The sequence below is a fragment of the Gracilimonas sp. BCB1 genome, from assembly GCF_040117685.2.
GTDB lineage: Bacteria > Bacteroidota > Rhodothermia > Balneolales > Balneolaceae > Gracilimonas.
The window spans coordinates 1-24,132 of sequence record NZ_JBEDYP020000006.1 but is presented as its reverse complement, the minus strand read 5'-3'; the positions used below and the strand labels follow the sequence as shown (position 1 = coordinate 24,132).

Here is a 24,132-nt window from a genome sequence, read left to right as displayed (position 1 = left end):
TTATGTTCTACCAATTTATCTTCACCCCGCCATTTATTACAAATCCATCTACCGGGGCGTAGATATCCCTGAAATCAGGATTTTCGAGGGTGCCGGTATAAATGGTATCAAAAGCTGTCTGACGGGTATCGAGGAAGTTCTCAAAATTCAGAAACAGGGAAAAGTGTTCATTCAGCCGTTTTTCAGTCATAAGCCCGGTAATCCAGTAAGCATCTCCGGTGCTTCCGTCCCCAAGCTTTTGAGGACTGTAGTAATAAGCTTCCAACCCGATCCAGAAGTTTCCGTGTTTTTCGTACATGAGTACGTTATTAAGGCGGTGTTCAGCTACCAGCGGAAACTCCGTAACCTGCCCGTTATAGTGCTGCTCCACATTAGCATGTGTATAGCCCACAAACAGTTTGAGGTTGCCATAACTCCACTTCATGTTCACCTCTACCCCTTCGGTATCCACAAAACCGTTGGGTTGAGTAAATTCAAAACCTGACCCTGTGGATGAAAGCACGAGCGGGTCGTTAATACGGGTATAGAACACCAGAATATTGGTCGACAAAATCAGCTTTTCAGTAATCGGTAGCCGGTAATTCACATCCAGGTTACCCCCGGCTGATCGCTCGGCATCCAGGTTATCGGTATCAAGAGGTTGTATATTTTGAAATTGCTGCCGCTCGGCATCTTCAGAAAAAACGGTTGGGATCATATATCCGAGCCCGCCACCCAGCCGGAAAGTAAGCTGTGCCGAAGGTTCATACATCAGAGACAGGCGGGGAAGCGGAAAAACGCCGTAGTTGTTCTGGTAATCTAAACGGAATCCGGCCTCGACCGACCATTTTTCGCTTATCGGCGAGGTATTCTGCAGAAATGCCCCCAATGTGGTATTAGTGAAATCGAGCGGATTTCCGTTCCCCCCTTTTGACTGATCAAAATGATCGGTCCAGAGATTCAGCCCTCCTGTCCACTCTGTCTGCTTATTGATCAAACTCAGGTTTGCCTCGCTAAAGGTGGAAAATTGAGTTCCGGCAAATGTATAATCCGGTATTTCAATAGATCGATCGTACAGGCTGCTGCTGTTTTTCAAAGTCAGCACCATTTGATCACTGAACTCACGTTCCAGTTGAAACTGCGTTGATAACCGGTCGGTTTCATTTCGCTCAAAGTAAAGATCGCTGTTCCGGTCTCCTTCCACATAATCGATACTTCCGCCAAGGCGCTCTTCCGTTACCAGATTCACCCCAAAATTAAGCGTGGTATTTCCGAGGTAAGCAAACAGTTTTGGGTTAAAGGTAAAGCGATCAAATTCAGGGATAGCAGTCAAACCGTTATCGGCCGGATCGTAGGCCGTTCCTTTATTGTATGAGGTAAAAACGGTAGTTCCCAGCCGTCCGTATTTTTGTGAATAAAAGGCACTCGCATCCAGCCCTAAAGCTGAAGTACTGTTTAGCATAAAACTCAGCTCAGGTTCTTCTTCCGGAGATTTGGTGATTAGGTTAACCAACCCGGCAATAGCTCCTCCCCCATATAAGGTAGAAGATGCTCCTTTAATCACTTCCACCTGTTTCAGATCAAGAGGGGCGATTTGCATCAGGCTCAGCCCTCCCGAGAAACCGGAATACAAGGGAAGTCCGTCCCGTAGCAACTGGGTGTATTTTCCATCCAGCCCCTGTATGCGGATACTGGAATTATAACTGGTGGCCGAAGTCTGTTGAGTTTGAATGCCGGTACTTTCATTCAGCAACATGCGGATGTCGCCGGGTTTCATATTCCCCTTTTCTGAAAGTTCTTCACCTGCAATAAACTCTACGCGGGTAGGGCTGTCTTCAATAGTACGGCTGCTTCGGGTAGAATTAACGACAATTTCATCCAGTTCGCCGTGAGCATGATGAAGCTCCAAAATCTCACCCTGCTCTTGTGCCGAAAGCGGAAATGCTCGCTGCAGCCTAAGCGTCTCGTAACCCACATAGCTGATCGAAATTTGTTGGGTTCCTGAAGGAATATTTCGAACGGTCACCGATCCGTCTGAACCTGTACTCCCTCCATTATTCAAAGCCGGAAAATAAACCGTGACCCCGATCAGCGGGTCTTTACTTTCATGATTGATAATGCGGGCAGAAAAAGTATGTTGGGCAAGCAAGGCCGGTGTAATACATAGGAATGCACAGAAGATGAATAGCCTTTGGAACATGATGAGTAATAGTCAGAGTTTTTTGTTTTCTGAAAAATAAGAACTCTGAATATCGGATGGCAGCAATGTTACTTACTTTCACATACTTCTTTTGCCCATTAACTCATTACGGCTACCACTATTCCAATTAAGACAGCAAACAAGGCAAGAATCAAATCACTGTACCGCTTATTACCTTTTCGGTGCCCCGGAATCAGTACGGATTCGGAAGGTTCATCCGGATTATAGTACACATCAACCGGGCTATCTGCGGAATTGTTATCAGCAAATTCAGTGGTCTCCGGGTACATCAGGGTATAAAAAGCAACAGCAGTACCGGTATACACTTTATTCCGGACAGAATATTCATACTGTACCGACAGCTTTTCGGCGTCTTTCATCTGACCGTCAATATTTCGTTTACCCCATAATTCAACGCTCAATAATTCCCCGTTTACCACAGGCCAGCCTTCGCTTTGCTTAGCTCTTCTGAGATTTCTGACGGCATACATTGACAAATATATTCCGAAAAGAGTAAATGCTATTCCAACAATTAAAGGCAGGTTCATCGCAATATGATCTGGCGCAAAATAAAGGGCACGCCGGGTTAGAAGTTCACGGAAATAGCAAAATTAAATTCACCCAATCAAGTTCATATCGCATTCGTCCACAACCATTTAATCTCATGGTTCTCGTTCCGAAGCTCCAGCTTCGGAACGCATCTGGTAAGCTCTGCTTACATGGTGCTGGGATCACAGCATTATTGATTGGAGTACTAAAACAGGAATAAGATTGTACAGCCCGTCTGTCTTGTGGCTAACCCTCGTGCCTGTTTACCTAAGTTGGACCGGGTGGTCCTGTCAGGCATTCCCAACCGGGTGGTTGGGAACGAGGTCTAAACCCATGATTTAGATATCAAATTCAATAATAATTGATGATATTTGAAAGCAGTATAACATAATACTATGCGACATGGGCTATCTTATGAGACGTCGGATAAGATCCTGTAATCATACTTAAAATTCCCCGAGTGCATTATTTGGTTATTGTACGACGAATTTGTCGCATAACTACGCCGTTCAATATGACGTAAGTTGTCTTAAGATAAAACCTTACCCGTCATTTTCAACTTCTTTTAAATCCCGAACAACTGCCTTGCCGTCTCCGTGGTACGGGCATCTATTTCTTCCGGGCTTACATCAAATATTTCAGCGAGCTTTTGGGCGGTGTATCTCATAAAGGCCGGTTCGTTGCGTTTCCCGCGCTTTGGGGTGGGCGACAGATACGGAGCATCGGTTTCCAGCACCATCTTGTCCAGCGGAAGTTGAGCTACGGTTTTGTCCACTCCTCCATTCTTAAAGGTGACCACTCCCCCTATCCCCAAATGAAAGCCAAAACCAATGGCTCGTTTCCCTTCTTCTACCGTTCCGTTAAAACAGTGCCATATACCAGTCAGGCTTCCATCCTGTTCCTCTTCCAGGATATCCAGCACATCATCGGTACTTTCCCGGTTGTGAATGATGATTGGCTTTTGCACCTCTTTGGCTACTTTGCAATGAATACGCAGGCTTTTCTTCTGTTCTTCCACATGATCGGTGCTCCAGTAATAGTCCAGGCCGGTCTCTCCCACTCCGTAGATATTTTCTTTTAAACAAAGCCCGAATAGTTGTTCTTCAAAATCATCCGATAGACTTTCCACATCGCAGGGATGGATCCCGGCCATCTTGTAGAAATCAATTTCCCGGTGACTCAGCTTCTCCATCTGCTTAAGCGAATCGAAGTCGATGGCCGGCATCAGGATCGCTTTCACTCCGGCTTCCACTGCCCGCTGGTTTACGGCTTCTCGATCTTCATCAAATTTAGGAAGGTATATATGGGAATGAGTGTCTATCACGTAGTTGGTTCCGGTTTAATTAAAAATGCCACTAAAGATCCTGAATCAAGTTCAGGATGACAACCAAAGATCCGGATCTATTTCGAGCCATAGATTAGCCCGGTTCAATATCCTTTAAACCACAAGGCGCCTCATCTATACATAAGGGACACATTATGTTAACAAATTGTTGCTTTAGGTAAAACTGCCCTACATCGTATTGAATTAATCATTTTAAGCCTTATTTTGCGGGTTCTATCTTTTTCAGACCTGCTTTCTGTATGCGGGCTTTGCATCGAAATCAACATCTAATCAATTATTGTTTTATGTCTTCCACTCCACTCATTCGCCCTGAGTTTGAAAAGTATGAGAAAGTGCCTACCAAAGTTTTTGATACGGCCAAAATTGCTTCCAAATATGCCGCCGATGAAATTGCTTCGCTGATACGCGACAAGGCTTCCAAAGGGGAACAAGCCGTCCTGGGTCTTGCAACCGGTTCCACCCCTACCCAGCTGTACGATGAGCTCGTCCGGATGCACCAAGAAGAAGGGCTGAGTTTTGAGAATGTGGTCACCTTTAACCTGGACGAATACTACCCGATGGAGCCGGACTCCATTCACAGCTATGTGCATTTCATGCATGAGTATCTCTTCGACCACGTGGACATCAAAGAAGAAAACATCCACATCCCCGATGGCACTTTGGATCGGGAAGACGTATATGAATTTTGCCAGAAGTACGAAGAGAAAATTGACGCACTTGGTGGGTTAGATATCCAGATTCTGGGTATCGGCCGAACCGGACACGTTGGCTTTAATGAACCCGGTTCATCCATCAACTCCAAAACCCGACTGATTGCGTTAGACAGCCTGACCGTATTGGATGCCGCCAGCGGTTTCTTTGGTGTAGAGAATGTTCCCCGCCGTGCCATCACCATGGGTGTTGGAACCATTATGAAGGCTGACCGTATTTTCCTGATGGCCTGGGGTGAAGGGAAAGCCAATATTATACAAAAGGCTATTGAGGGGGACATCACCAGCCAGATTCCCGCTACCTTTTTACAGAAACACGAAAATGTTGAGTTTATTCTGGATGATGCTTCATCAGCTGAACTCACCCGAACCAAAACTCCGTGGCTGGTTGGTCCGATTGACTGGACGGATGAACTTCTGAGAAAAGCTGTAGTTTGGTTAAGCCTTTTCCTGGAAAAACCCATACTCAAGCTCACGGATGAAGATTACAGCGAGCATGGCATGAATGATGTGCTGATTGATATCGGGCGCGCTTACAATGTAAACATCCGTATTTTTAACGAGATTCAGCATACCATTACCGGATGGCCCGGCGGTAAACCCAATGAGGACGACACCTACCGCCCGGAACGGAAATCACCCTCCAAAAAGCGCGTGCTTATTTTTAGTCCCCACCCCGATGATGATGTAATTTCAATGGGCGGTACTTTTATCCGTTTGGTAGATCAGGGACATGAAGTCCATGTTGCCTATCAAACATCCGGTAACATCGCTGTTTTTGATGATGAAGCTATTCGTTTCGCCGATTTCGTAACCGACTATCACGAAAGCTTCGGACTTGAGAATGAGGAATCTGCTGATCTTTTCAAAGAGGTGCGGGCATCTATCAAGAATAAGAAACCCGGTGAAGTCGATTCTGAAGAAGTGAAAACCATCAAAGGGATGATTCGTCGCGGGGAAGCTAAAGCAGCCTGCCGGTATGTGGGAATCCCCGATGAGAATATGCACTTCCTGGACCTGCCATTTTATGAAACCGGGAAAGTCCGTAAAAAGCCCATTGGCCCGGAAGACATCGAGATCACTAAAGATATTATCAAGCAGGTGAAGCCTCATCAGATTTATGCAGCCGGAGACTTATCTGATCCGCATGGTACGCACCGCGTGTGTCTGGATGCCGTTTTCAGTGCCTTGCGCGAATTGAAAGATGAGCCATGGATGAAAGACTGCTGGACTTGGTTATACCGCGGAGCCTGGCAGGAATGGGATATTGAGGATATTGAGATGGCCGTTCCTCTCAGCCCTGAAGAAACCGATCGTAAGCGTAAGGCCATCTTCAAGCATCAGTCGCAGAAAGACCGTCCGCTGTTCCCAGGAACCGACAAACGGGAATTCTGGCAGCGAGCCGACGACCGTACCCGCGGCACCGCTGAACTTTATGACAATTTGGGGCTGGCCGAGTACGAAGCTATGGAAGCCTTTGTACGCTGGAAAGAGCTGGATTGACATTTTTAAACATTTAAAAGCGAAAGGGATATTTCTTTCGCTTTTTTTTTACCTATAATTCCAGCTTCGACATTTTGAAGCTTAACCATGAAATCAACACCGGCATATGAACTTAATAGCTAAGCTAAAAGAGAATCCATGGTTTTGGATTCCATCGCTCTACTACGCACAGGGGCTCCCCTACATCATGGTGGTAGAAGTTTCGGTCATTATGTATCAAAATCTGGACATCTCAAATGCTGAGATCGGTTTATACACCAGTTTGCTATACCTGCCCTGGATCATTAAGCCCTTTTGGAGTCCACTGGTGGAGAATACCAAAACCAAGCGCTGGTGGACCATCGGAATGCAGTTTGTGATGGGAGCGGCCTTCGCTGGTGTGGCTCTTGTACTGCTCACCCCTTCTTTCTTTGCTTTCAGCCTTATCGTGCTTTACTTGCTGGCCCTGGCTTCCGCAACGCATGATATAGCCGCGGATGGGTTTTACATGATCGCCCTTAATGAAGAAAAACAATCCTTTTTTGTGGGGATTCGGTCTACCTTTTATCGGATAGCTATCATCAGTGGTAAAGGAGCATTGGTTATTTTGGCCGGTTACCTGATTGAAAACGGAACCGATGTAGATTATGCCTGGGCAGTTACCTTTGGCATCCTGGCCGTGGTTATGACGGTTTTCGCTCTCTATCACACCCTTTCTATCCCCAAACCGGCAGATGATATTGCCGAAGAATATGACAGCCCCAAAGAACAGCTGGCTGCCTTTTTCAAAGTGTTCATTGATTTCTTTAAGAAGAAGCAAATTTGGATAGCTCTTGCTTTTATCCTGTTTTACCGATTTGCGGAAGGTCAGCTCGTGAAAATGGGCCCTCCGTTCTTTCTTGATGATATTGCAGCCGGCGGACTTGGCCTTTCCACTTCTGATTTAGGTTTTATCTACGGTACCATTGGAGTAATTGCCCTTACCATTGGTGGTATTATTGGCGGAGTGGTTATTTCCCGAAAAGGACTGAAGTATTGGCTATGGCCGATGCTTATTGCTATGAACGTACCCAACCTGGTGTACGTGATTTTGGCCTATTACCAACCGGAATCCTATACCTTGATTAGTGCCTTCGTGGCTATCGAACAATTTGGATATGGATTTGGCTTTGCTGCTTTCCTGATGTTTCTGATTTATATAGCCCGCGGCGAGAATAAAACGGCCCACTACGCGTTCGGAACCGGCTTTATGGCCCTTGGTATGCTGATCCCCGGATCCATTAGTGGTTTTATGCAAGAGTGGCTGGGTTATCTTGATTTCTTTATCTGGGTGATGATTGCCACTATCCCGATTTTTATTGTAACAAAGTTTGTAGATATCGATCCTGACTTTGGAAAGAAAAAGGACAAGCAGGAAGCAGAAAATAATTAACAATCCTACCCTGTTTATAAAAAGACAGTTTTACAAAGAATAAAATCTGTAAGGTGCTATCCGTTAGCATCTTACAGTATTTTCAATCATTTTTACCAATATCATTATGACCTGTAAATCGTTTAACATTCAAACTATGAACTCTTCTTTTTACCGCATCATCACCACCCTCGTGCTGACGCTTACATTATCAGCAACTGCCTTTGCTCAACCTTCCCCTGAGGGCGAGCCTCAAAGATTAATCAGTGTGGAGGGAGCTGATTACATGAATCCGGTTTGGTCGCCTGACGGAACCAAGATTGCTTTTACTTCTTCCCGGCAGCAGGGACTTTGGATAGCGGATGCGGACGGTTCTGACATAGAGCAGATTACCAATGAATCAGCCGGATATGGTTTTTCCTGGTCATCTGATTCCGAGTCTATATTGACCCGTGTTTCAGAATTTCAGAATAAAAGAAGAAAACTTGCCGTAAAAATTTATCACACCAATGGTAACGAACCAACACTGCTGACTGAATTCAGAGATCAGATGCCATCCATCCCAAAATGGGCTAATTACGACCGGCAGGTGGTGCTTATTTCCGATAATGACATTGAATCGTTCGATTCAGGCAAAGAAGTTTCAACACAGCAAAAAGCATCGGTCACCAAACCATTTTATGTACTGAAATCGAATCAAATTGCCACCGGTAAAGTACCGGAAAACAGCACCGAGAACATCTCTCCTTTTGAGGACGCTCAATACCTGAACCTGGAAGTATCCCCGGACGGAAGAAAGCTGGCTTTTGAAGTGTATGGCGGCAATTTGTTTGTGATGAATATTGACGGCACCAACCTGATGGATCTGGGTAAAGCCAACCGCGCAAAATGGTCGCCAGACAGCCAGTACCTGGTGGCAATGGTAGCCGAAGATGACGGACACAACTACACAAAATCAGACCTGTACGCTCTTAGCATAGACGGGGAAGAGCGGATTAACCTGACATCATCAACAGATATCATTGCTATGAATCCTGACTGGTCTCCACAGGGTAACCGAATTGCCTTCGACAGCCCGGATGATGGAAATATTTACATCCTAAACATCGCCAACTAACCTATTTGCAGAATCAATCAGCAACCATCTATACACGGCATTATGAAGTATTTTCTATCCCTTTTTGCATTTACAGTACTGATCAGCACAGCTCCGGTTAAAGCCCAGACCGTAACCGGACTCGAGGGCTTTTCCATTTTTCTTGATCCCGGCCACAGCCAAACCGAAAATATGGGGCTTTACAACTATTCGGAGGCCCAGAAAGTGCTTCGGGTAGGACTGGCACTGCGTGAAATGCTACTCACCCAAACCGATATTGATACCGTGTACATTAGCCGGACTAATGATTCTCAAAGTGTTGATTTATCTCAGAGAGACGACCTGGCCAATGCTACCGGTGCTGATTTCTTTCATTCCATTCACAGTAATGCCGGTTCAAATACCACTAACAATACTTTGTTCTTACATGGCGGATGGCGCTCGAACGGACAGACCGTGGAGAAAACTCCGAATGGTGGAAAAGAAATGGGCGACATCATGGAGATTGAGCTCACCGATGCCATGCGAATACCCACCATCGGCAACTGGGCCGATCGTAATTTCTATCAGGGCAGTTCTGTTGATAATCATGATAATCAGTTCCCTTACCTCTTTGTAAACAGAACAACCAACATGGCTTCTGTATTGAGTGAGGCCGGATTTCATACCAATCCAACCCAGCAAAAACGAAATTTAAATGCAGACTGGAAACGACTGGAAGCACAATCCTTTTTCTGGTCTATTCTGGAATACCTGGATGTGGAGCGACCTCCGGTAGGTATTGCAACCGGCTACATCACCAATGCCGATGGCGGGCTCCCCATCAACGGTGCAGAAATCTCAATCGGAGATTCTACCTATACCACCGATACTTTTGAATCCCTGTTCAACAATTACGCTGCAAACCCCGGTGATCTTCAAAATGGGTTTTACTATATGGAAGGACTGGAAAACGGACCGGCACAAATCATCGTAGAGGCTGAAGGCTTTTACACCGATACCGTTGATACCAATATCATTTCAACGGATTTCACCTTTACCGATGTAGCTATGGTTTCCAATATTCCTCCCAATGTAGCCTCTACATCTATTGGTGAAGATGGTGAAATTAACCCAGGAGAAACTCTTGTATTAAATTTCAGCCGTTCTATGGACAGAACCGCTGTTGAAAATGCATTGACTTTAGCTCCTGAAGCCGACTATACCCTTACTTGGAATTCAGATAAAAAGCTGAGCATTTCCACGAACAGCTTTGACTTTGAAAGCAGTTACACTCTTAAAATTGATTCCACAGCAACTGATAATTCATCTTATGCTCACACCCTTGACGGTGATGCCGATGGCACACAGGGTGATTCCTATAGCGTAACATTCGAAACCGGTCCGGTCGATATCATTCCTCCGGCTATTTCCGATATCCGCCCTACCAATACCCAATTTAACGAGCTGAGGCCTATCATCAGTGCTACTTTTGATGAGCACTTAGACACTACCCTCTTTGATGAAGCAACGGTAGAAGTGAGTAAAAGTGATTATGTGGTTCCCGGCGAAACGGTGTACTATACCATCGGAGACCGCAGTGTACTTAACTTTTTCCCCTCCGAGCGACTGGATAAGTCCCGAAATTACACTTTCACCTTTTCCAAATCCATCAGCGATACCGCCGGAAACAGCCTGGGTTCGGATATAGTACGCACCTTCCCTACCGGAGATCAGGACATCGCAGATGAAACCTCAGTTGATGATTTCGAAGATGGAATATCAGCCTGGTGGGAGCCCTCACAAAGTGGTAGCACCGACGGCTATATTGCTGAAGAAACCAGTGTGGAAATCAGTACGGCTGAAGTCAACCTTCTTACAAACAGCAGCCAATCTATGCGGGTGAATTACGGCTGGGATACTACCAGTACCTCAAACCTGATTCGTCAGTATCGTGGTGGAACTACCACTCCCAAGTTTGCCAACGACCTCATTCTTCAAACCTATGTATTCGGTGATGGAAACGGAAACAAATTCAGATTTATGCTTCGTGATGGAAACGGAGAGCTTGAAGGAAGTTCCTGGTACACCGTTGACTGGCTTGGCTGGAAATTGGTTTCATGGGATCTAAGTCAGGATAGTGTGGTTGCCTGGGTAAACGGTAACGGAACGCTGAATGGCAATCTGTACCTGGACAGTTTCCAAATGACCTACACTGAGGGGCAGCCCACAACCGGCTTTATTGTATTTGATGATCTAAGAGCGGTTGAAATGGGACTTGCTACTTCTACCGAGCCGAACGATGAGCTTATTTCAGATGTACCTAACCAAATTGAGCTAAAGCAAAACTACCCGAACCCGTTTAATCCTTCCACTAACATCAGCTTTGGATTGCCGCAACAGAGTGAAGTTGATCTGAAGATTTACGACATGCTGGGACGGGAAGTAGCCACTGTTTATTCCGGTGTTAAGTCAAAAGGATTTCATACCATTCAGTTTGATGCCTCAAGGCTATCAAGTGGAGTATATATCTATCGATTGGTAACGAAATCAGGAACGGTTTCCAAGAAAATGACTCTTCTGAAATAATTCGCCGCGTTTCCACAGATAAGTCTGCATATTAAGGACTCCTTTATGATTATCATTAAAGCAGTTATGCGAACGTTTTGTTTATTCCTACTTGTAGCTGCTTTCTCATCACCTGCTGCAGCGCAAGCGTTGTTTGAGGATGGCCACTACATCGATACAAATGGAATTAAACATGCAGGGCTTATCAGTATTAATTCCATAACTGATACCCAACCCTACCTCCTGTTTAAAACAGGATACAGGGCCGATCCCGATACCATCGCCTTCAGTGATGTCAGTGAAATCAGAGTATCAGACTTTAAATTAATCAGAAAAGACACAGAAACATTAGTAATCGAAGAAACTACTAATGATTCTTCCTTCATAGAACAAAGTTTGTTACTTCGGGTTGAGGTTGCAGGCGACGCAACTTTGTATAGTACACAATCTGATGACAGATATACCTTCTATTTCTCTTTAACCGGGCAAAAACCAGTACAGCTTATCTACGCTCTGTATATCAGAAGCGATGGCAGGTTAGTACGAGACAATACTTTCCGGAATCAACTTGCTAATAGTCTGCACTGTGATGACCACCCTGACTTTTCTTCTCTCAGATATAATAAAGCACAGCTAATAAAGGCTTTTTCAGATTATAATGAATGTATTAATTCAGAATTTAAGAGGTATACCGGAATTCCAACCCTGTCTTCCAGGTACTTGAATATTGGGCTTGGTTTAGGGTCCTCGAAGTATTTTGTGGAAAGTACCAATAATATTTTTGGTACTGAGATCGCCAGGTTCACAGGAACTGCTCCATACCTAGAAGCTGAAGTCGAATATTTAATTCCATCTTTAAAGAATCGCATTGGTTTCTTTTTTTCGGCCGGCTATCTAAACATTAGCGATAAAGATGAGAGAGTAATATTTGGAACACCATTACAGATAGACCTTGAGTATCAGGTAATTCAAAGCACCCTTGGAGTCAGAGGATACTGGCCAATCAATAATGCTTTCAAACTATTTGGAGAGCTAGGCCTTGGCAAAGACTTTGAAACCCAAAAAGGTATTTCAATAGACTACTCAGTCAATGACCGTGGATACCAGGATTTCGAAAACACACGACTAACCGGGCATGTAACCGGCGGTATTGGTATTGCCTTCTTTAACCGATACATCATACAAGGCAAATTCAAACACCTGAATTCTCAGATTTCCAGTGAGTCATCCGATCAGCGTGTTAAGCAGTCTATTTTCATGATCGGCTTTAAATATCTTCTAAAGAGCTACTATAAATAACCTGTTCTACTTTTCAGGCATATCCGATACTGTTTCAAGGTATCCGTGCTGCAGGTAAAACTCTTCCAGCCCCTTCACTATTTGTTCAGCTATCTTTTGCTGAAAGTCCGGATCGGTCAGTAATATTTCTTCTTCCGGGTTGGAAATAAAAGCCGTTTCAACCAACACATTCGGAAACTCGATGGGGGCGTTCAGGGAGAAATTAAAACTACCGGTCAGTCCGTAATCTTTAAAGCCAAGCTCCATCATTTTATCATACATAATAGCAGCGAGCGGTTTAAATGCAATATGTTTATAAAAAGAGCCAGTGCCTCTGATATCAAGCGGATCACTGCCATACCCGATGGAATTGGTGTGAATACTTACCAGCAGGTCGGCATCTTCTTCAAGAGTGATTTCCTTTCTCTCACTCATGTATACGTAGCTATCATCGGTTCGGGGCAGCACAACCTTAGCTCCTCTTTCCTCCAAAAGCTCTTTCACCAAATAGGATAGTTGAAGTGTTACGTCTTTCTCGAGGTTTCCGGCCGCACCTAAAGAACCCCTGTTATCTCCGCCATGACCTGCATCAACAGAAATAGTTCTGCCATCCAACGGGCTATTGAAGTTGGTTACAACCGGAGGCCTTTTTACTTCCACATTCAGCTGAGACCCCCAGCCGTAGCCCACGGTATATCCCCAGTTTTGGCTATGATTAAGCTCAATCTCCAGTCGGAATCGATCATCTTCAATCTGATTCCAGGTTACATTTCTGATGCCCTGAGAGCTCCGGTGCTTAATCTTCCAGTTGGTGTTGGATGTGGCTCCGAATACATCCACGATAATTACATTAGGATCAAGCTCCTGATAGGTAATATATGGTAGCTTTTCCGAAAGCGTCAACGTAATCATGTCTGATTTATCTCGTCCCGACACCCTGATATTCCCGGTCAGAGATTTTGATGGAGATGCATACTCGCTTTTGAGTTCAACAAATCGAACCGGTATCCAGGCACTCAGGCTTTTTGACAGATGAACCCGATAATTATCTGCTTTACGGCCTGTGATATTGAGTTTCACTCCCGGTTCAAGCAAGCCATAGCGGGCCCCACCGAGGCGGTCGGTACCCATGCCAATGTTCAGGTAGGCATTTTCATCCAACACTTCCGCAACTCTTGGGAAGCCGTTAAAACTGACGGTGTATTCACTTTTTTTCTTTTCGTAACCGAACAATCCTTTTTTCATCTTAAAGGTGATGTGCTTGTCTCTTACCTTATCACCGGGTTTTACGGTGTAGCTTCCTTTGTAAAGGCCTTCGATACCGGCTATTTCTTCGGGTACCTCCTTCATCGGGATGTCGTCTTTGAAGTAGTCAATATTGAAAACCACTTCTTTTCCGGGCGTCCCTAAAAACTGCACGTCCAGGGTTTCACCGGTTAACAGCCAAAGCTCGCTGGATGGTTTCATCATCCGGTCGGAAATTACATTCCCTTTGGTATCAATAGGTTCCGGAGCTTCCGGGCGCACCAGGTACATGATTTTAGTTAATTCCTCACCATTAAGTTCAACCCTGAACTCTATTTCTGTGGTATCAGTACGGTGCTCAATCATATCGATAAATGCACCGGTTTTGTACACTTTAACCGGCCTGCCATTAATAAAAGCATTTGCAGCGGGGTTGGTGTTAGCCGCAACGCGATATCTGGAATAGCTGTAGGTAACCGTATCGGTTTCCGGAATTACAATGTTCAGATAAAGAGAGTCGCTGATGGCTTCAGTGATATCGGCTTGAACCGAATCTACCCGGACAGAATCGACCTGGGCAGACAGGCTTTGAGGAATACATTGTACAACCAGAAATGCAGCTAATAGACTTAAATACTTCATGAATTACTTGTATAGATAATATTTTTTTGATTTTTCTGTGAAGGAGGCAACATCTTTGGAGAGGTAATCCGAGATATCTGAAACCTTATAATTCTGGCTGAACCGCTTCCGGATTTGATCGGTTCCGGTCACTTTCTCAAACATACTCCACCGGTTTTTACCCATTTCAAAGACGTCCTTATCCGGGTACATTTCCTTGTGAACCTGCATAAACCAGAACTGCAGCTTCATCAAATGTGCCTGTGTGTAGTCGCTGAAATGAATTTGAATCCCATGTAAGGTTTTCCCCTGATCCCTTCCGTAAAAAGGCTTGAAGACAATCGGCCGGAACACCACTCCCGGAATATCCAGAGCATTCATACGGTCAGCAAGTTCCCCTTCATCAATCCACTCGGCGGCAAATACCTGGAATGGAAGCGTATATCCAACTCCTTCCGAAAACACGCCCAACTCACCCATTATACCGGTAGCCACATAAAAGTAAGCTGAGTATTCATGGGGGATGTGTGGTGAGGTTGGCACCCATGGCAATCCGGTTTCATCAAAAGTCATAGACCGGTTCCAGCCTTCCATTTCCACCACGGTCAGGTCGCATTGCTTTCCATCAGCCAGCCAACCTTCGTTGTTGATCATTTTAGCTACTTCGGCCGGGGTAAGTCCGTAGATGTATGGAACCGGAAACTGACTCACAAATGAAAAGTATCCTTCCTCTACAATGTTTCCTTCTACTTTTTCGCCCCCCAATGGATTGGGGCGGTCCAGCACCACAAATTCAATATCGTGCTCGGCTGCAGCTTCCATAGCCAGCCCCATGGTGCTGATATACGTATAAGAACGAACGCCGATATCCTGAATGTCGTAAACCAGCACGTCCACATTTTCCAGCATTTCAGGAGTTGGTTTGCGGGTAGCGCCGTATAATGAAAAGACGGTTACGCCGGTTGCCTCGTCCACATAGGTATCTACCTTATCACCGGCAGCGAACTCCCCTCTCACCCCATGCTCGGGGCCGTACAAAGCCGTCAGCTCAACATCCGGGGCATTGTAAATCAGGTCGACCGTAGATACCAGCTCGGAATTGACTCCGGTGGCATTGGTGATAACCCCTACCCTTTTTCCTTTCAATAAATCGAAGTTGTTCTTAACTAATACTTCAATTCCCGTTTTAACTTTGTTTGTATGCTGAGTGAAACCGGCTGCAGTAGCCAAAACACTCACCAGCAAAAGGAGCAGCACTTTTTTCATCATAATAAAAAGAGATCTTTTTTCATTTTAAGCTGTTGAAGTTATACATTCTCAACCTGAACTTCAGGAACGAATGATTACTACTTGTAAAAAATAGAAACCCCTTCAAATATATGCCCTCCAACAACCTAAGCACCGTAAGCAAACTAAGTCTGAAAGAAAAAATTGGACAGCTTTTTTTAATGGGATTTCGGGGAAATGATATCTCTGAACACTCAGAGGTGCTTCACATGATTAATGAACATAAGCCGGGCGGAGTTATTCTGTTTGACAAAGATATGGTTCACGACCAACCGGTTCATAATATCAAGTCACCGGAGCAGGTTAGCAAGTTGACCAAAGCTTTGCAGGAAGCTTCTGAAACGCCCCTTTTGATTGGCATTGATCAGGAGGGCGGACTTATAAACCGGCTTAAACCGGAGTACGGATTTCCGGAAACGATTTCTCATCAGAAGCTGGGGGAGAAAGATGAAACTGATTTTACTGAATCGCATTCCCGGCATATAGCCGGCATACTTTCCGGTGCCGGTATCAACCTGAACTTTGCCCCGGTGTTGGATTTAAGCTCCAACCCCGACAGCTCTATCATAGCCAAACGGGAACGTTCTTTTGGAAGCTCACCGGAGAAAGTAACACGGCATGCAAAGGCCTATATCCGGGGCCATCAGCAGGAAAAGATTCAAAGCTGTTGCAAGCATTTTCCAGGCCATGGAAGTGCTGAAGGCGATACCCATGCCGGTTTTGTGGATGTGACAGATACATGGGATGATCGTGAACTGGAGCCTTACAAAACGCTGATTGATGAAGGACTTTGCTCTATGATAATGACGGCGCATATCTTCAACTCTAAGCTTGATGAAGAAATGCCGGCAACTCTTTCAAGTTATGTTTTGAATGATCTTTTGAGAAAAAAGCTCAACTTTAGCGGGGTCATTATTTCTGATGATATGCAGATGAGGGCCATATCCGATCATTATTCCTTGAAAGAATCACTGGAAAAAGGATTAAAAGCCGGACTGGATATTTTTTGTTTTGGCAACAACCTGCTTAAAGAACAGGTGCAACCTGAAGATTGTATTTCTGCCGTGGAGCAACTTGTTGAAGAAGGAAAAATATCTGAACAGAGAATTGATGAATCTGTTTTACGGATTTTGAAGATGAAGGAAAGGCTCTAAGTTTAAAGCTAAAACCTGTCTCAGCCGGAGCAACCTTTCAGCGTCCGAAGGTCCTGGAAGCGTTGAGGGAAGGCATGGTTGGAGGCAAAACAAACAATAACCTTTATCAACCAGGGGACACTTGAAGCTTCTTTTTTAGAATTAATAGCACCGTCCTTCAGGGCGGTGATAATTAAATCAAACAGAACAACCCAAGTCTCAAATCCAAAAAAAGCAAATATGTACATCGCAGGGTTGGGCTATTTGCGTGTAAGGCTTGTAGCCAAAGCTTTGAACACCTCTTTCATTTGACATGCACCGGGGCAAAGCTTGTTATTCCTATCTTTCTGCCCCGCCCTGAAGGGCGGAGCTATTGCCGATGACTTCTCCTCGATCATCTGTCTTATGCCACTCAAAAAAACAAAGTTTAGAAAGGCAAAGCCTTCACAGCCGGAGCAACCTTTCAGCGTCCAAAGGTCCTGGAAGCGTTGCAGGAAGGTATGATTGGGGAGAAGAAACAATAAGCTACGCCAACCAGCGAACGCTCCAAGGTCATGCAGAGGCCTGGAGGTTCTTTATACTTCTCAGGAATTGGATTCTGCCAAGTGGTTTTCCACCAGTTGTTCAATCGGTTTTCGGACGATGATGCTTAGTTTTAGTCCCCTCTCAGATAACACCCTTTCAAGGGTTTCCCGGTGGATAGCAGCAATGGATCCTACAAAGCCAATGTCTCTTCCCGCTAAATCCCCGAAATAAGCCAGCTGCTTATCCGCAAAATCCTCAAAACCGCTCCGTACAATATTCTTGATGAAATCATGATCGGCAAAATTACCCAACAGATGTGAGAAGGATGCCACAAACCGGTTTCCATTCGGCTTTTTATACACCATTTCCAGGATATTGTCCAGCCTCATATCGTGGCGTTGTTCAAGTTCACTTCTCAGGTCTTCGGGCATGATGTTGTAGTAGTAACTTCTCAAAATCCGCTTTCCAAAATAACCGCCGGAGCCTTCATCGCCCAGAGTGAATCCTAAAGAAGGGATATTGTCAACGATCTTCTTCCCATCATAAATGCAGGAATTAGATCCCGTTCCCAGTATGCAAGCCACACCCGGCTTATCCCAAAAACAAGCCTTGGCAGCCGCCAAAAGATCCGTATCCACCTTAATTTCAGCTTTACTGAAACAAGCAGCGATTCCTTTCCTGACAACTTCCTTGCTCTTCTCAGTCCCGCAGCCGGCTCCGTAAAAATAGATTTTGTCGATGGGCTTATTCTCAAGAACCTGAGCCAGCCCTTCATCAATAGCGGTGATAAGTTGCTCAAGCGACATAAAATAGGGATTCAACCCATCGGTGTGGAAATACTCTTTATGCCCTTCCTCATCTACTAAAATCCATTCCGTTTTGGTGGAGCCGCTATCTGCTATCAGTATGTTCATTCATCTATTTTTATTGATTGGAGCGAAGATACTTAACACATTATTGCATTACCACTTTGGTTACTTTTTTTATACTATTGGCGTTCACAAAATACTCTCTATGACTACTCTAAGCGGAATTTCTTCAGGTAAACGGCTTGTCTCTCTCGACTTTTTCAGAGGGGCTACCGTAGCCGCCATGATTTTGGTAAACAATCCCGGATCATGGTCTCACATCTATGGACCTTTAAAACATGCCGCCTGGCATGGCTGGACTCCCACTGACCTTATTTTTCCCTTTTTCTTATTTATTGTCGGCGTTTCCATTGTGCTGGCTTTCACCAAAGCCCGGGCCAAAGGTGCTGATGATTCTGACTTACTGAGAAAGACACTCATCCGCGCTGCCAAGATTTTCGGGCTCGGACTTGCCCTTTCTGCTTTCCCGTACCTCACATTCAGCCCCGACTTCGGACTTCACCAAAACCTGATTGATATTCGAATCCCCGGGGTTCTGCAGCGAATTGCCATTTGTTATGCTGCAGGAGCTTTCCTTTTTCTATACACTAAACCCAGAACGCAAATGCTTACGCTGGGCGGACTTTTAATCGGCTACTGGATTTTGATGATGGCCATACCGGTTCCCGGTTACGGAGCAGGTGCCATTGATACGGCAGAAGGAAATCTTGCTGCATACATCGACCAGCTATTGCTTTCCGGCCATATGTGGAAGGCTAACTGGGATCCTGAAGGGCTGCTGAGCACCCTTCCCGCTATCGGAACTACACTAATAGGTATCTGGACCGGAAGAATGCTGATGAGCGATAAGGAATCCGAATCTTCCCGAACCTTACAGTTCTTCGTTTGGGGCTTTATTCTCATTATTCTTGGATACACCTGGAGCTGGATTTTCCCAATTAACAAGAACATATGGACCAGTTCTTATACTTTATTTACCGGCGGACAGGCCATGTGTATTTTCGGGCTTTGCTACTGGTTTATTGATGTGAAAGGGAAGCAACGATTTACCGATTGGGGGGTTGCTTATGGGATCAATGCTATTACCGTTTTCTTCCTCAGTGGTGTTATTGCCCGGACATTTAATATGATCCGGTTCGCCTATGGTGGCGAAAGCTATACTTTAAAAGGCTGGATCTACGAAGTGGTACTCAGTTCTATAGCTTCCCCGATAAATGCATCCCTGCTTTATGCAGTCATGTGGATTGTCCTCTTTTACCTGCTTGCTGCCTGGATGAAAAAGAAAAGCATCATCATCAAGGTTTAGTTTAAACTCATTAGCAAAGTAATAAGCGACCTTAGGTAGCAAAAACCATAGCAAGTTAAGGGAAGAACCGATATCAACGCGTCCTTCTCCTTATGGAAGGAGAAGACTGATGAGGTCGGAAGGCCTGACGGACACCTTTATGCTCAATAACTAGTTCGGTCAACTTCTTCAGCAATGACGTAATAGTTTTACTTCTTCTTATCTCGAAATCATATTACTTAATCAGCATCATTTTGCGGGAAATACTTGTCTCATTGGTAGAAAGCCGGTAGAGATATAATCCGGAGGAAAGTTGTCCGGCATCAAAACTCACGGTGTGGTTTCCTGCACTCATCTTTTTGTCTACCAGAGAGGTAACCTTTCTCCCAAGTACATCATAGACGTCCAGACTCACTTTACCTGCATTCGGAATGCGAAATGAAATCTTGGTGGTAGGATTAAATGGGTTGGGGTAATTCTGGTTCAGCGATATCTCATTCGGAACTTCAGAATCCCCGGTTCCTTCATTAGACACCACCGTTCGGTTAGGATATACTACTTCGAGATTATCCAGGAAAATGGCCCCGGTGTATCTTTCGCCACTTTGCTGATCAGATGCCAGCTTGATGCCTATCTTTTTAATGATGATTGGATAATAGAAACTGCTGAATGGATCAACCGGGGTAATATCACTCGTGAGTGCCGGGTAGATGTCAAATTCGGTGTTCTCTGCCCATTTCTTAACCCGCACGGTAAATAATTCACCGTTGTTATCTGCCAGTTCCAGTTCAATCAAATGCTTTTTGCCATCAGTCCTGGCATCAAGATTGATGGAATCAGGTACACCAAAAACCGGGATATCCGTTTCAAGGTAAGCCCATATATTCGGATCATTGTCATATACAAATTCATACCCCAAACGAATAGCATGCGCCCCCTCAGTAAATGTACTGTCAACCAGAGTAAGCGTGGAAGTTTGCAGGTCTATATTTTCTCCGCAAAGCGACCAGTCTTCAATATCCTCAAACCCGCTGATGGTTTGAATTCCTCCTCCAATTTGAACCTCAACCTCCGTCGTATCAGAAATGCCATCATAGGTTCCGATTACCGAGGTGGTTCCTTCTGTTTTACCGATAAACGTTCCGTCAATAACCTCTCCTACTTCTTCACTACCCACTTGCCAGCTGATGTTGGAATTACTTACCCCCCGTTTTTGTCCGTCAAAATCGAAGGACTCATTAAAAAAACTGAACTCATACAAACTGTCAGTAACCGCATATTTTGGGAAAAGGGCGAACTCGGTAATTCCTTTCACAATAACCATCGCCGTGTCTTTCATTCCCTCATAATCGACATACACATAACCGGTATCCGGAGCATCACCGGCTGTAAAGTTACCCTCACTGTCGATAGTGGCGTTAAAGTTCTCACTTAAAGTATAGCTCAGTTTCTGGGGATCAAGTTCAACAGGATAATAATTCTGATCGCTTCCGCGGGCTGTAAATGTGAAGGTATTGCCCCTGTATAATTTTTTAAATGTGGGGTCGAGCTTTAAATGCTCCAGTACTCCCGTTTTCTGCTTTGATGAAACCACCATCAGTGCATTTGCTACCGCGCGTTCTCCGCTTCCGTCTGAGGGATCATTTACTACTTCATTATGAACAACCATGGTGGTAGAACCACCTCCATCAAGATTTAAAGCATTTTGAACCCCAAATCTTTTCATGAACTCCCCCATTTCGGTCAGGGTCATACCGGCACTGGTACTTTGCCGACCATCAACCGTCAGTAAATACAATTTCGTTGAATTAGCATTAAAACCTACGGCTGTACGGGGATGTCGCTCCGGCCAGTCGCCCTCATTATTCCCATCATTCAGAAATTTACCCCGCCCTCCAACAACTTCTTTGATATCCTCAAAACCGGGCATCAGTTGGTGATGTACAACTACAGTATCTCCGGCTTCAAAGCTATCCAGTATAGTCTTGGAAGCTCCATGACCCGATAGCACAAATGTAGAATCTGTAAGGAGCACATCACCGGCATTTGACTTTTCCTTTACCACCGCTTTTACTTCCCCATTAACCACCCATTCATCCAGAGCGGTTAGAATAAGCTCGGTTCCAAACTCATTGGTTCCCGTCGAAGCTCCGAAATAGTGATTATAATAGACAAGTGCATCCGCAGTTCTGCTCTGATTTACGCCCGTGATATCATACTCACTCCCACCATGGGATAGTGTACCGGTGTAAGTTGTAGGGTTGATAAACACCTTCTTCTCTTTGGTATATCCAAATACATCTCTGCTAATGGGCCTTTTTATAATCTCCCCCTTAATCACCTGTGCATTGGTTGGGTTCCCTCCTCCATAAAAATCACCATTTACCGCAGCAATAACCTGATGGCCTTCATAGGATTTCCGTTCCGTCATGGAACTGGTTCGTTCATATCCTCCAAACGTATCCTGAGCTTTAACTGTCTCAAGTTTCGTTTCCGGACGGGTCAGGTCTACTTCAACCACATCAAAAGTCCATGGAACCGATGGGGCTTCAATAGAATAGTGATACATGCCATCCCCGATTTTCTGAACACTCAGGGTATCATATTTAATCTGAGCAAATCCGGTGAAGGAACAAAGGAGGAGAATCAGAGATAGTATCGTTTTCTTCATAACATTATTGTTAGGTTTAGCTGTGTGATAGAGAATAAAAAATCAGGTCACATTATTAACCGTTAACCTGTGTACGGAATTAGAATAACTTCCAAATAAGTAAAACACGAAGGCTTAGTCATTCCCGCCGAGGCGGGAATCTAGTTGTCACCTTAAAATCGAGTCTCCTTTACCTCATCAACAAGTAGATTTCGGGCACACGCCGCGAAATGACCTTTCATTGTCAATATCAGTTTAGCCCTCGCCTCACGTTTATATTACTTCTCAATCTCAGCACGATAAAGGCTGTCCTGCCTTTGCTCCAGTTGTTGCCTGGTCTGTATTCTTTCTCTTTCCACAGTATCATCAGGTTCCAGCTGGTGTTCCCAATCGTACTCCACAGGATACCATTTCAGTATATCCTTTTTACCAAGTTCGAAAACGGTATATCCGGGTTTAAATCCTAACCAATTCCCTCCCCACCAGGCTGCAGAAGCAGACTGAGATGTCGTATACCATACATCATTAAATCTAAAATCCTCGTTGATATGCGTATGTCCCTGCAGAAATGCTTTTACATTATGCCGCTCTAAAACATGGCGCAGATCAATATTATCCTGCAGGATAAAAGGACTCATGGCCATCATCTCAAAATCGCTGTTGATTTGCCCTTTATGAGAAAAAGCAGGCATATGCGAAACCAGAATAGCGGGCATGTCTTTGTGGTCGCCAAGGTCGTGGCGGAGCCAGTCCAGTTGTTCTTCCCCGATCATGGGTTTATAGGCCGGCCCGTTTTCCCCTTCAAACTCAAAAATGGAATTTAACACCACAAAGTGCCACCCTTTGTGATTGAAGCTATAGTAATCTTTCTCCATCCCCAGCTCTTCCATAATCATTTTTCGGCCGATGCCGGGATGATCTTTCGGCACTTTCCGCCGGGATGAAAGCCCAAGAACATCGTGATTTCCCAGACAGTGATAGTAAGGCACATTCAGCTGTTTAGTAATACTTCGATACAGCCTAATGGACTCCTCATAAGTCTCAAGTTCCGTGTACAAACCGTCGAACACCATATCCCCGCCCATTAAAACCAAATCAGGCGATGGATCAAGCGCATTAATGGATTCGATACATTTTTTATATCCCTCATGTCCTTGTCTTCTTGAAGTAACATGCTGGTCGGTCAGGTGTACAATTCGAAAGCTTTCTTCATCAGAATGTGTTCCGTTGAACAAAGTGCCCATTCCCAGGGCACCAAGTCCTACGTTTTTTAAGAAAGATCTGCGTGTAGTCATTATTTAATCAGCGTCATTTTTCTTGTCAGGGAAACATCACCCATATTGAGCTGATAAATGTAGATGCCCGATGACAATTCCGAGGCATCAAAGTTTATTGTATGCTCTCCGGCCGTCATATTTCGGCTGACCAACTCGGTCACCTGCCTGCCCAGCATATCATATACTTTTAGCGAAGTAAAACCGCTGTTCGGCAAATCGAAAGAAATTCTGGTTGTCGGGTTAAACGGGTTCGGATAGTTTTGAGACAGGGAAATTTGCTCCGGGGTCTCCTCCACTTCCTCGTTCGAAACCACTATTCCGCCTTCGGCAGCTTCGGTTGGCTCACTTTCTACGTTGTTTCTGCTAACAGCAGTAACAAAATACCAATGACTTTCTTCGGAGGAGGAGTAACATCGGTATATGACGTCTCACCGGTTACCGCAATCAGGTTATATGGACTTTCCATCTCCTCCATGCTATTTGGTGAAGAACCCGTATCCACCCTATACACCGCATATTTGATCAGCGTATGAAGCGGCGCACGAAAAACGCGAGAGTGTTCACGATAAATGCGAAAACCTAGATGTTCAAAGCTGCACGAGTGGTTAAATAACGGCCGCATACCGAACCAAGTAAGTTACAT

The 24,132-nt window shown here is 44.9% G+C and carries 17 protein-coding genes; 7 read left to right on the top strand and 10 right to left on the bottom strand.

Annotated features, from left to right (window positions below):
• Positions 1–7: 7 nt before the first annotated feature.
• From ABFW99_RS02305 to ABFW99_RS02295, 3 genes are all read right to left on the bottom strand, one after another.
• Positions 8–2,179: a TonB-dependent receptor gene (locus ABFW99_RS02305; protein ID WP_349354291.1), complete on the bottom strand. Its 2,172-nt coding sequence runs from the start codon at positions 2,177–2,179 to the stop codon at positions 8–10.
• A gap of 98 nt (positions 2,180–2,277) precedes the next feature.
• Positions 2,278–2,670, bottom strand: coding sequence for a DUF3592 domain-containing protein (locus tag ABFW99_RS02300; protein ID WP_440707409.1), 393 nt, complete (start codon positions 2,668–2,670; stop codon positions 2,278–2,280).
• A 623-nt stretch (positions 2,671–3,293) separates the two neighbouring features.
• Complete coding sequence (locus tag ABFW99_RS02295) at positions 3,294–4,052, bottom strand: TatD family hydrolase (RefSeq protein WP_349354293.1); 759 nt, start codon at positions 4,050–4,052, stop codon at positions 3,294–3,296.
• 305 nt (positions 4,053–4,357) lie between these two features.
• Here ABFW99_RS02295 and nagB point away from each other — a divergent pair, with 305 nt between their 5' ends.
• The 5 genes from nagB (at position 4,358) to ABFW99_RS02270 (ending at position 12,618) form a co-directional block, all read left to right on the top strand.
• Positions 4,358–6,286 carry a glucosamine-6-phosphate deaminase gene (nagB, locus tag ABFW99_RS02290; protein ID WP_349354294.1) on the top strand — a complete coding sequence of 643 codons (1,929 nt, stop codon included), beginning with the start codon at positions 4,358–4,360 and terminating at the stop codon, positions 6,284–6,286.
• A 106-nt stretch (positions 6,287–6,392) separates the two neighbouring features.
• Positions 6,393–7,697 (top strand): MFS transporter, encoded by a 1,305-nt coding sequence (locus ABFW99_RS02285; protein ID WP_349354295.1) that lies wholly within the window; start codon positions 6,393–6,395, stop codon positions 7,695–7,697.
• 136 nt (positions 7,698–7,833) lie between these two features.
• A complete protein-coding gene (locus ABFW99_RS02280; RefSeq protein ID WP_349354296.1) occupies positions 7,834–8,793 on the top strand; it encodes a hypothetical protein in 960 nt (319 codons plus the stop codon).
• A 42-nt stretch (positions 8,794–8,835) separates the two neighbouring features.
• Positions 8,836–11,340: an N-acetylmuramoyl-L-alanine amidase gene (locus tag ABFW99_RS02275; RefSeq protein ID WP_349354297.1), complete on the top strand. Its 2,505-nt coding sequence runs from the start codon at positions 8,836–8,838 to the stop codon at positions 11,338–11,340.
• Between the two features lie 45 nt (positions 11,341–11,385).
• A complete protein-coding gene (locus ABFW99_RS02270) occupies positions 11,386–12,618 on the top strand; it encodes a hypothetical protein (RefSeq protein WP_349354298.1) in 1,233 nt (410 codons plus the stop codon).
• Between the two features lie 6 nt (positions 12,619–12,624).
• Here ABFW99_RS02270 and ABFW99_RS02265 read toward each other — a convergent pair whose 3' ends face one another.
• Together ABFW99_RS02265 and ABFW99_RS02260 are read right to left on the bottom strand one after the other, a co-directional pair.
• Complete coding sequence (locus ABFW99_RS02265) at positions 12,625–14,484, bottom strand: N-acetylmuramoyl-L-alanine amidase (RefSeq protein WP_349354299.1); 1,860 nt, start codon at positions 14,482–14,484, stop codon at positions 12,625–12,627.
• A 3-nt stretch (positions 14,485–14,487) separates the two neighbouring features.
• Positions 14,488–15,729 carry an exo-beta-N-acetylmuramidase NamZ family protein gene (locus ABFW99_RS02260; RefSeq protein ID WP_349354420.1) on the bottom strand — a complete coding sequence of 414 codons (1,242 nt, stop codon included), beginning with the start codon at positions 15,727–15,729 and terminating at the stop codon, positions 14,488–14,490.
• A 113-nt stretch (positions 15,730–15,842) separates the two neighbouring features.
• On the opposite strand from ABFW99_RS02260, the gene ABFW99_RS02255 reads away from it, so the two are divergent.
• Positions 15,843–16,904, top strand: a complete 1,062-nt coding sequence (locus tag ABFW99_RS02255) for a glycoside hydrolase family 3 protein (RefSeq protein WP_349354300.1) — start codon at positions 15,843–15,845, stop codon at positions 16,902–16,904.
• 563 nt (positions 16,905–17,467) lie between these two features.
• On the opposite strand, the gene ABFW99_RS02250 is transcribed toward ABFW99_RS02255, so the two are convergent.
• Complete coding sequence (locus tag ABFW99_RS02250; protein WP_349354301.1) at positions 17,468–18,322, bottom strand: BadF/BadG/BcrA/BcrD ATPase family protein; 855 nt, start codon at positions 18,320–18,322, stop codon at positions 17,468–17,470.
• A gap of 100 nt (positions 18,323–18,422) precedes the next feature.
• Between ABFW99_RS02250 and ABFW99_RS02245 the strand changes: the two genes are divergently transcribed.
• Positions 18,423–19,583 carry an acyltransferase family protein gene (locus ABFW99_RS02245; RefSeq protein WP_349354302.1) on the top strand — a complete coding sequence of 387 codons (1,161 nt, stop codon included), beginning with the start codon at positions 18,423–18,425 and terminating at the stop codon, positions 19,581–19,583.
• A gap of 214 nt (positions 19,584–19,797) precedes the next feature.
• Here ABFW99_RS02245 and ABFW99_RS02240 read toward each other — a convergent pair whose 3' ends face one another.
• The 4 genes from ABFW99_RS02240 to ABFW99_RS02225 all read right to left on the bottom strand — a co-directional run bounded on the left by ABFW99_RS02240 (position 19,798) and on the right by ABFW99_RS02225 (position 23,991).
• Positions 19,798–22,233: a phosphodiester glycosidase family protein gene (locus tag ABFW99_RS02240; protein WP_349354303.1), complete on the bottom strand. Its 2,436-nt coding sequence runs from the start codon at positions 22,231–22,233 to the stop codon at positions 19,798–19,800.
• Positions 22,234–22,490: 257 nt separating this feature from the next.
• On the bottom strand, positions 22,491–23,507 hold the full coding sequence (locus ABFW99_RS02235) for a metallophosphoesterase family protein (protein ID WP_349354304.1): 1,017 nt from the start codon (positions 23,505–23,507) through the stop codon (positions 22,491–22,493).
• A complete protein-coding gene (locus tag ABFW99_RS02230; protein ID WP_440707408.1) occupies positions 23,507–23,803 on the bottom strand; it encodes a T9SS type A sorting domain-containing protein in 297 nt (98 codons plus the stop codon). The genes ABFW99_RS02235 and ABFW99_RS02230 overlap by 1 nt, the downstream gene beginning before the upstream one ends.
• Before the next feature lie 35 nt (positions 23,804–23,838).
• The gene (locus tag ABFW99_RS02225; protein ID WP_440707407.1) at positions 23,839–23,991 is read right to left on the bottom strand and encodes a hypothetical protein; all 153 of its coding nucleotides are present in this window, start codon (positions 23,989–23,991) and stop codon (positions 23,839–23,841) included.
• Positions 23,992–24,132: the final 141 nt, after the last annotated feature.

What these genes read in the sequence shown, in the direction of transcription:
- ABFW99_RS02305 (WP_349354291.1), bottom strand. Translation starts at nt 2,179, where the DNA reads ATGTTCCAAAGGCTATTCATCTTCTGTGCATTCCTATGTATTACACCG.
- ABFW99_RS02300 (WP_440707409.1), bottom strand. Translation starts at nt 2,670, where the DNA reads ATGTATGCCGTCAGAAATCTCAGAAGAGCTAAGCAAAGCGAAGGCTGG.
- nagB (WP_349354294.1), top strand. Translation starts at nt 4,358, where the DNA reads ATGTCTTCCACTCCACTCATTCGCCCTGAGTTTGAAAAGTATGAGAAA.
- ABFW99_RS02285 (WP_349354295.1), top strand. Translation starts at nt 6,393, where the DNA reads ATGAACTTAATAGCTAAGCTAAAAGAGAATCCATGGTTTTGGATTCCA.
- ABFW99_RS02280 (WP_349354296.1), top strand. Translation starts at nt 7,834, where the DNA reads ATGAACTCTTCTTTTTACCGCATCATCACCACCCTCGTGCTGACGCTT.
- ABFW99_RS02275 (WP_349354297.1), top strand. Translation starts at nt 8,836, where the DNA reads ATGAAGTATTTTCTATCCCTTTTTGCATTTACAGTACTGATCAGCACA.
- ABFW99_RS02270 (WP_349354298.1), top strand. Translation starts at nt 11,386, where the DNA reads ATGATTATCATTAAAGCAGTTATGCGAACGTTTTGTTTATTCCTACTT.
- ABFW99_RS02265 (WP_349354299.1), bottom strand. Translation starts at nt 14,484, where the DNA reads ATGAAGTATTTAAGTCTATTAGCTGCATTTCTGGTTGTACAATGTATT.
- ABFW99_RS02260 (WP_349354420.1), bottom strand. Translation starts at nt 15,729, where the DNA reads ATGAAAAAAGTGCTGCTCCTTTTGCTGGTGAGTGTTTTGGCTACTGCA.
- ABFW99_RS02255 (WP_349354300.1), top strand. Translation starts at nt 15,843, where the DNA reads ATGCCCTCCAACAACCTAAGCACCGTAAGCAAACTAAGTCTGAAAGAA.
- ABFW99_RS02250 (WP_349354301.1), bottom strand. Translation starts at nt 18,322, where the DNA reads ATGAACATACTGATAGCAGATAGCGGCTCCACCAAAACGGAATGGATT.
- ABFW99_RS02245 (WP_349354302.1), top strand. Translation starts at nt 18,423, where the DNA reads ATGACTACTCTAAGCGGAATTTCTTCAGGTAAACGGCTTGTCTCTCTC.
- ABFW99_RS02240 (WP_349354303.1), bottom strand. Translation starts at nt 22,233, where the DNA reads ATGAAGAAAACGATACTATCTCTGATTCTCCTCCTTTGTTCCTTCACC.
- ABFW99_RS02235 (WP_349354304.1), bottom strand. Translation starts at nt 23,507, where the DNA reads ATGACTACACGCAGATCTTTCTTAAAAAACGTAGGACTTGGTGCCCTG.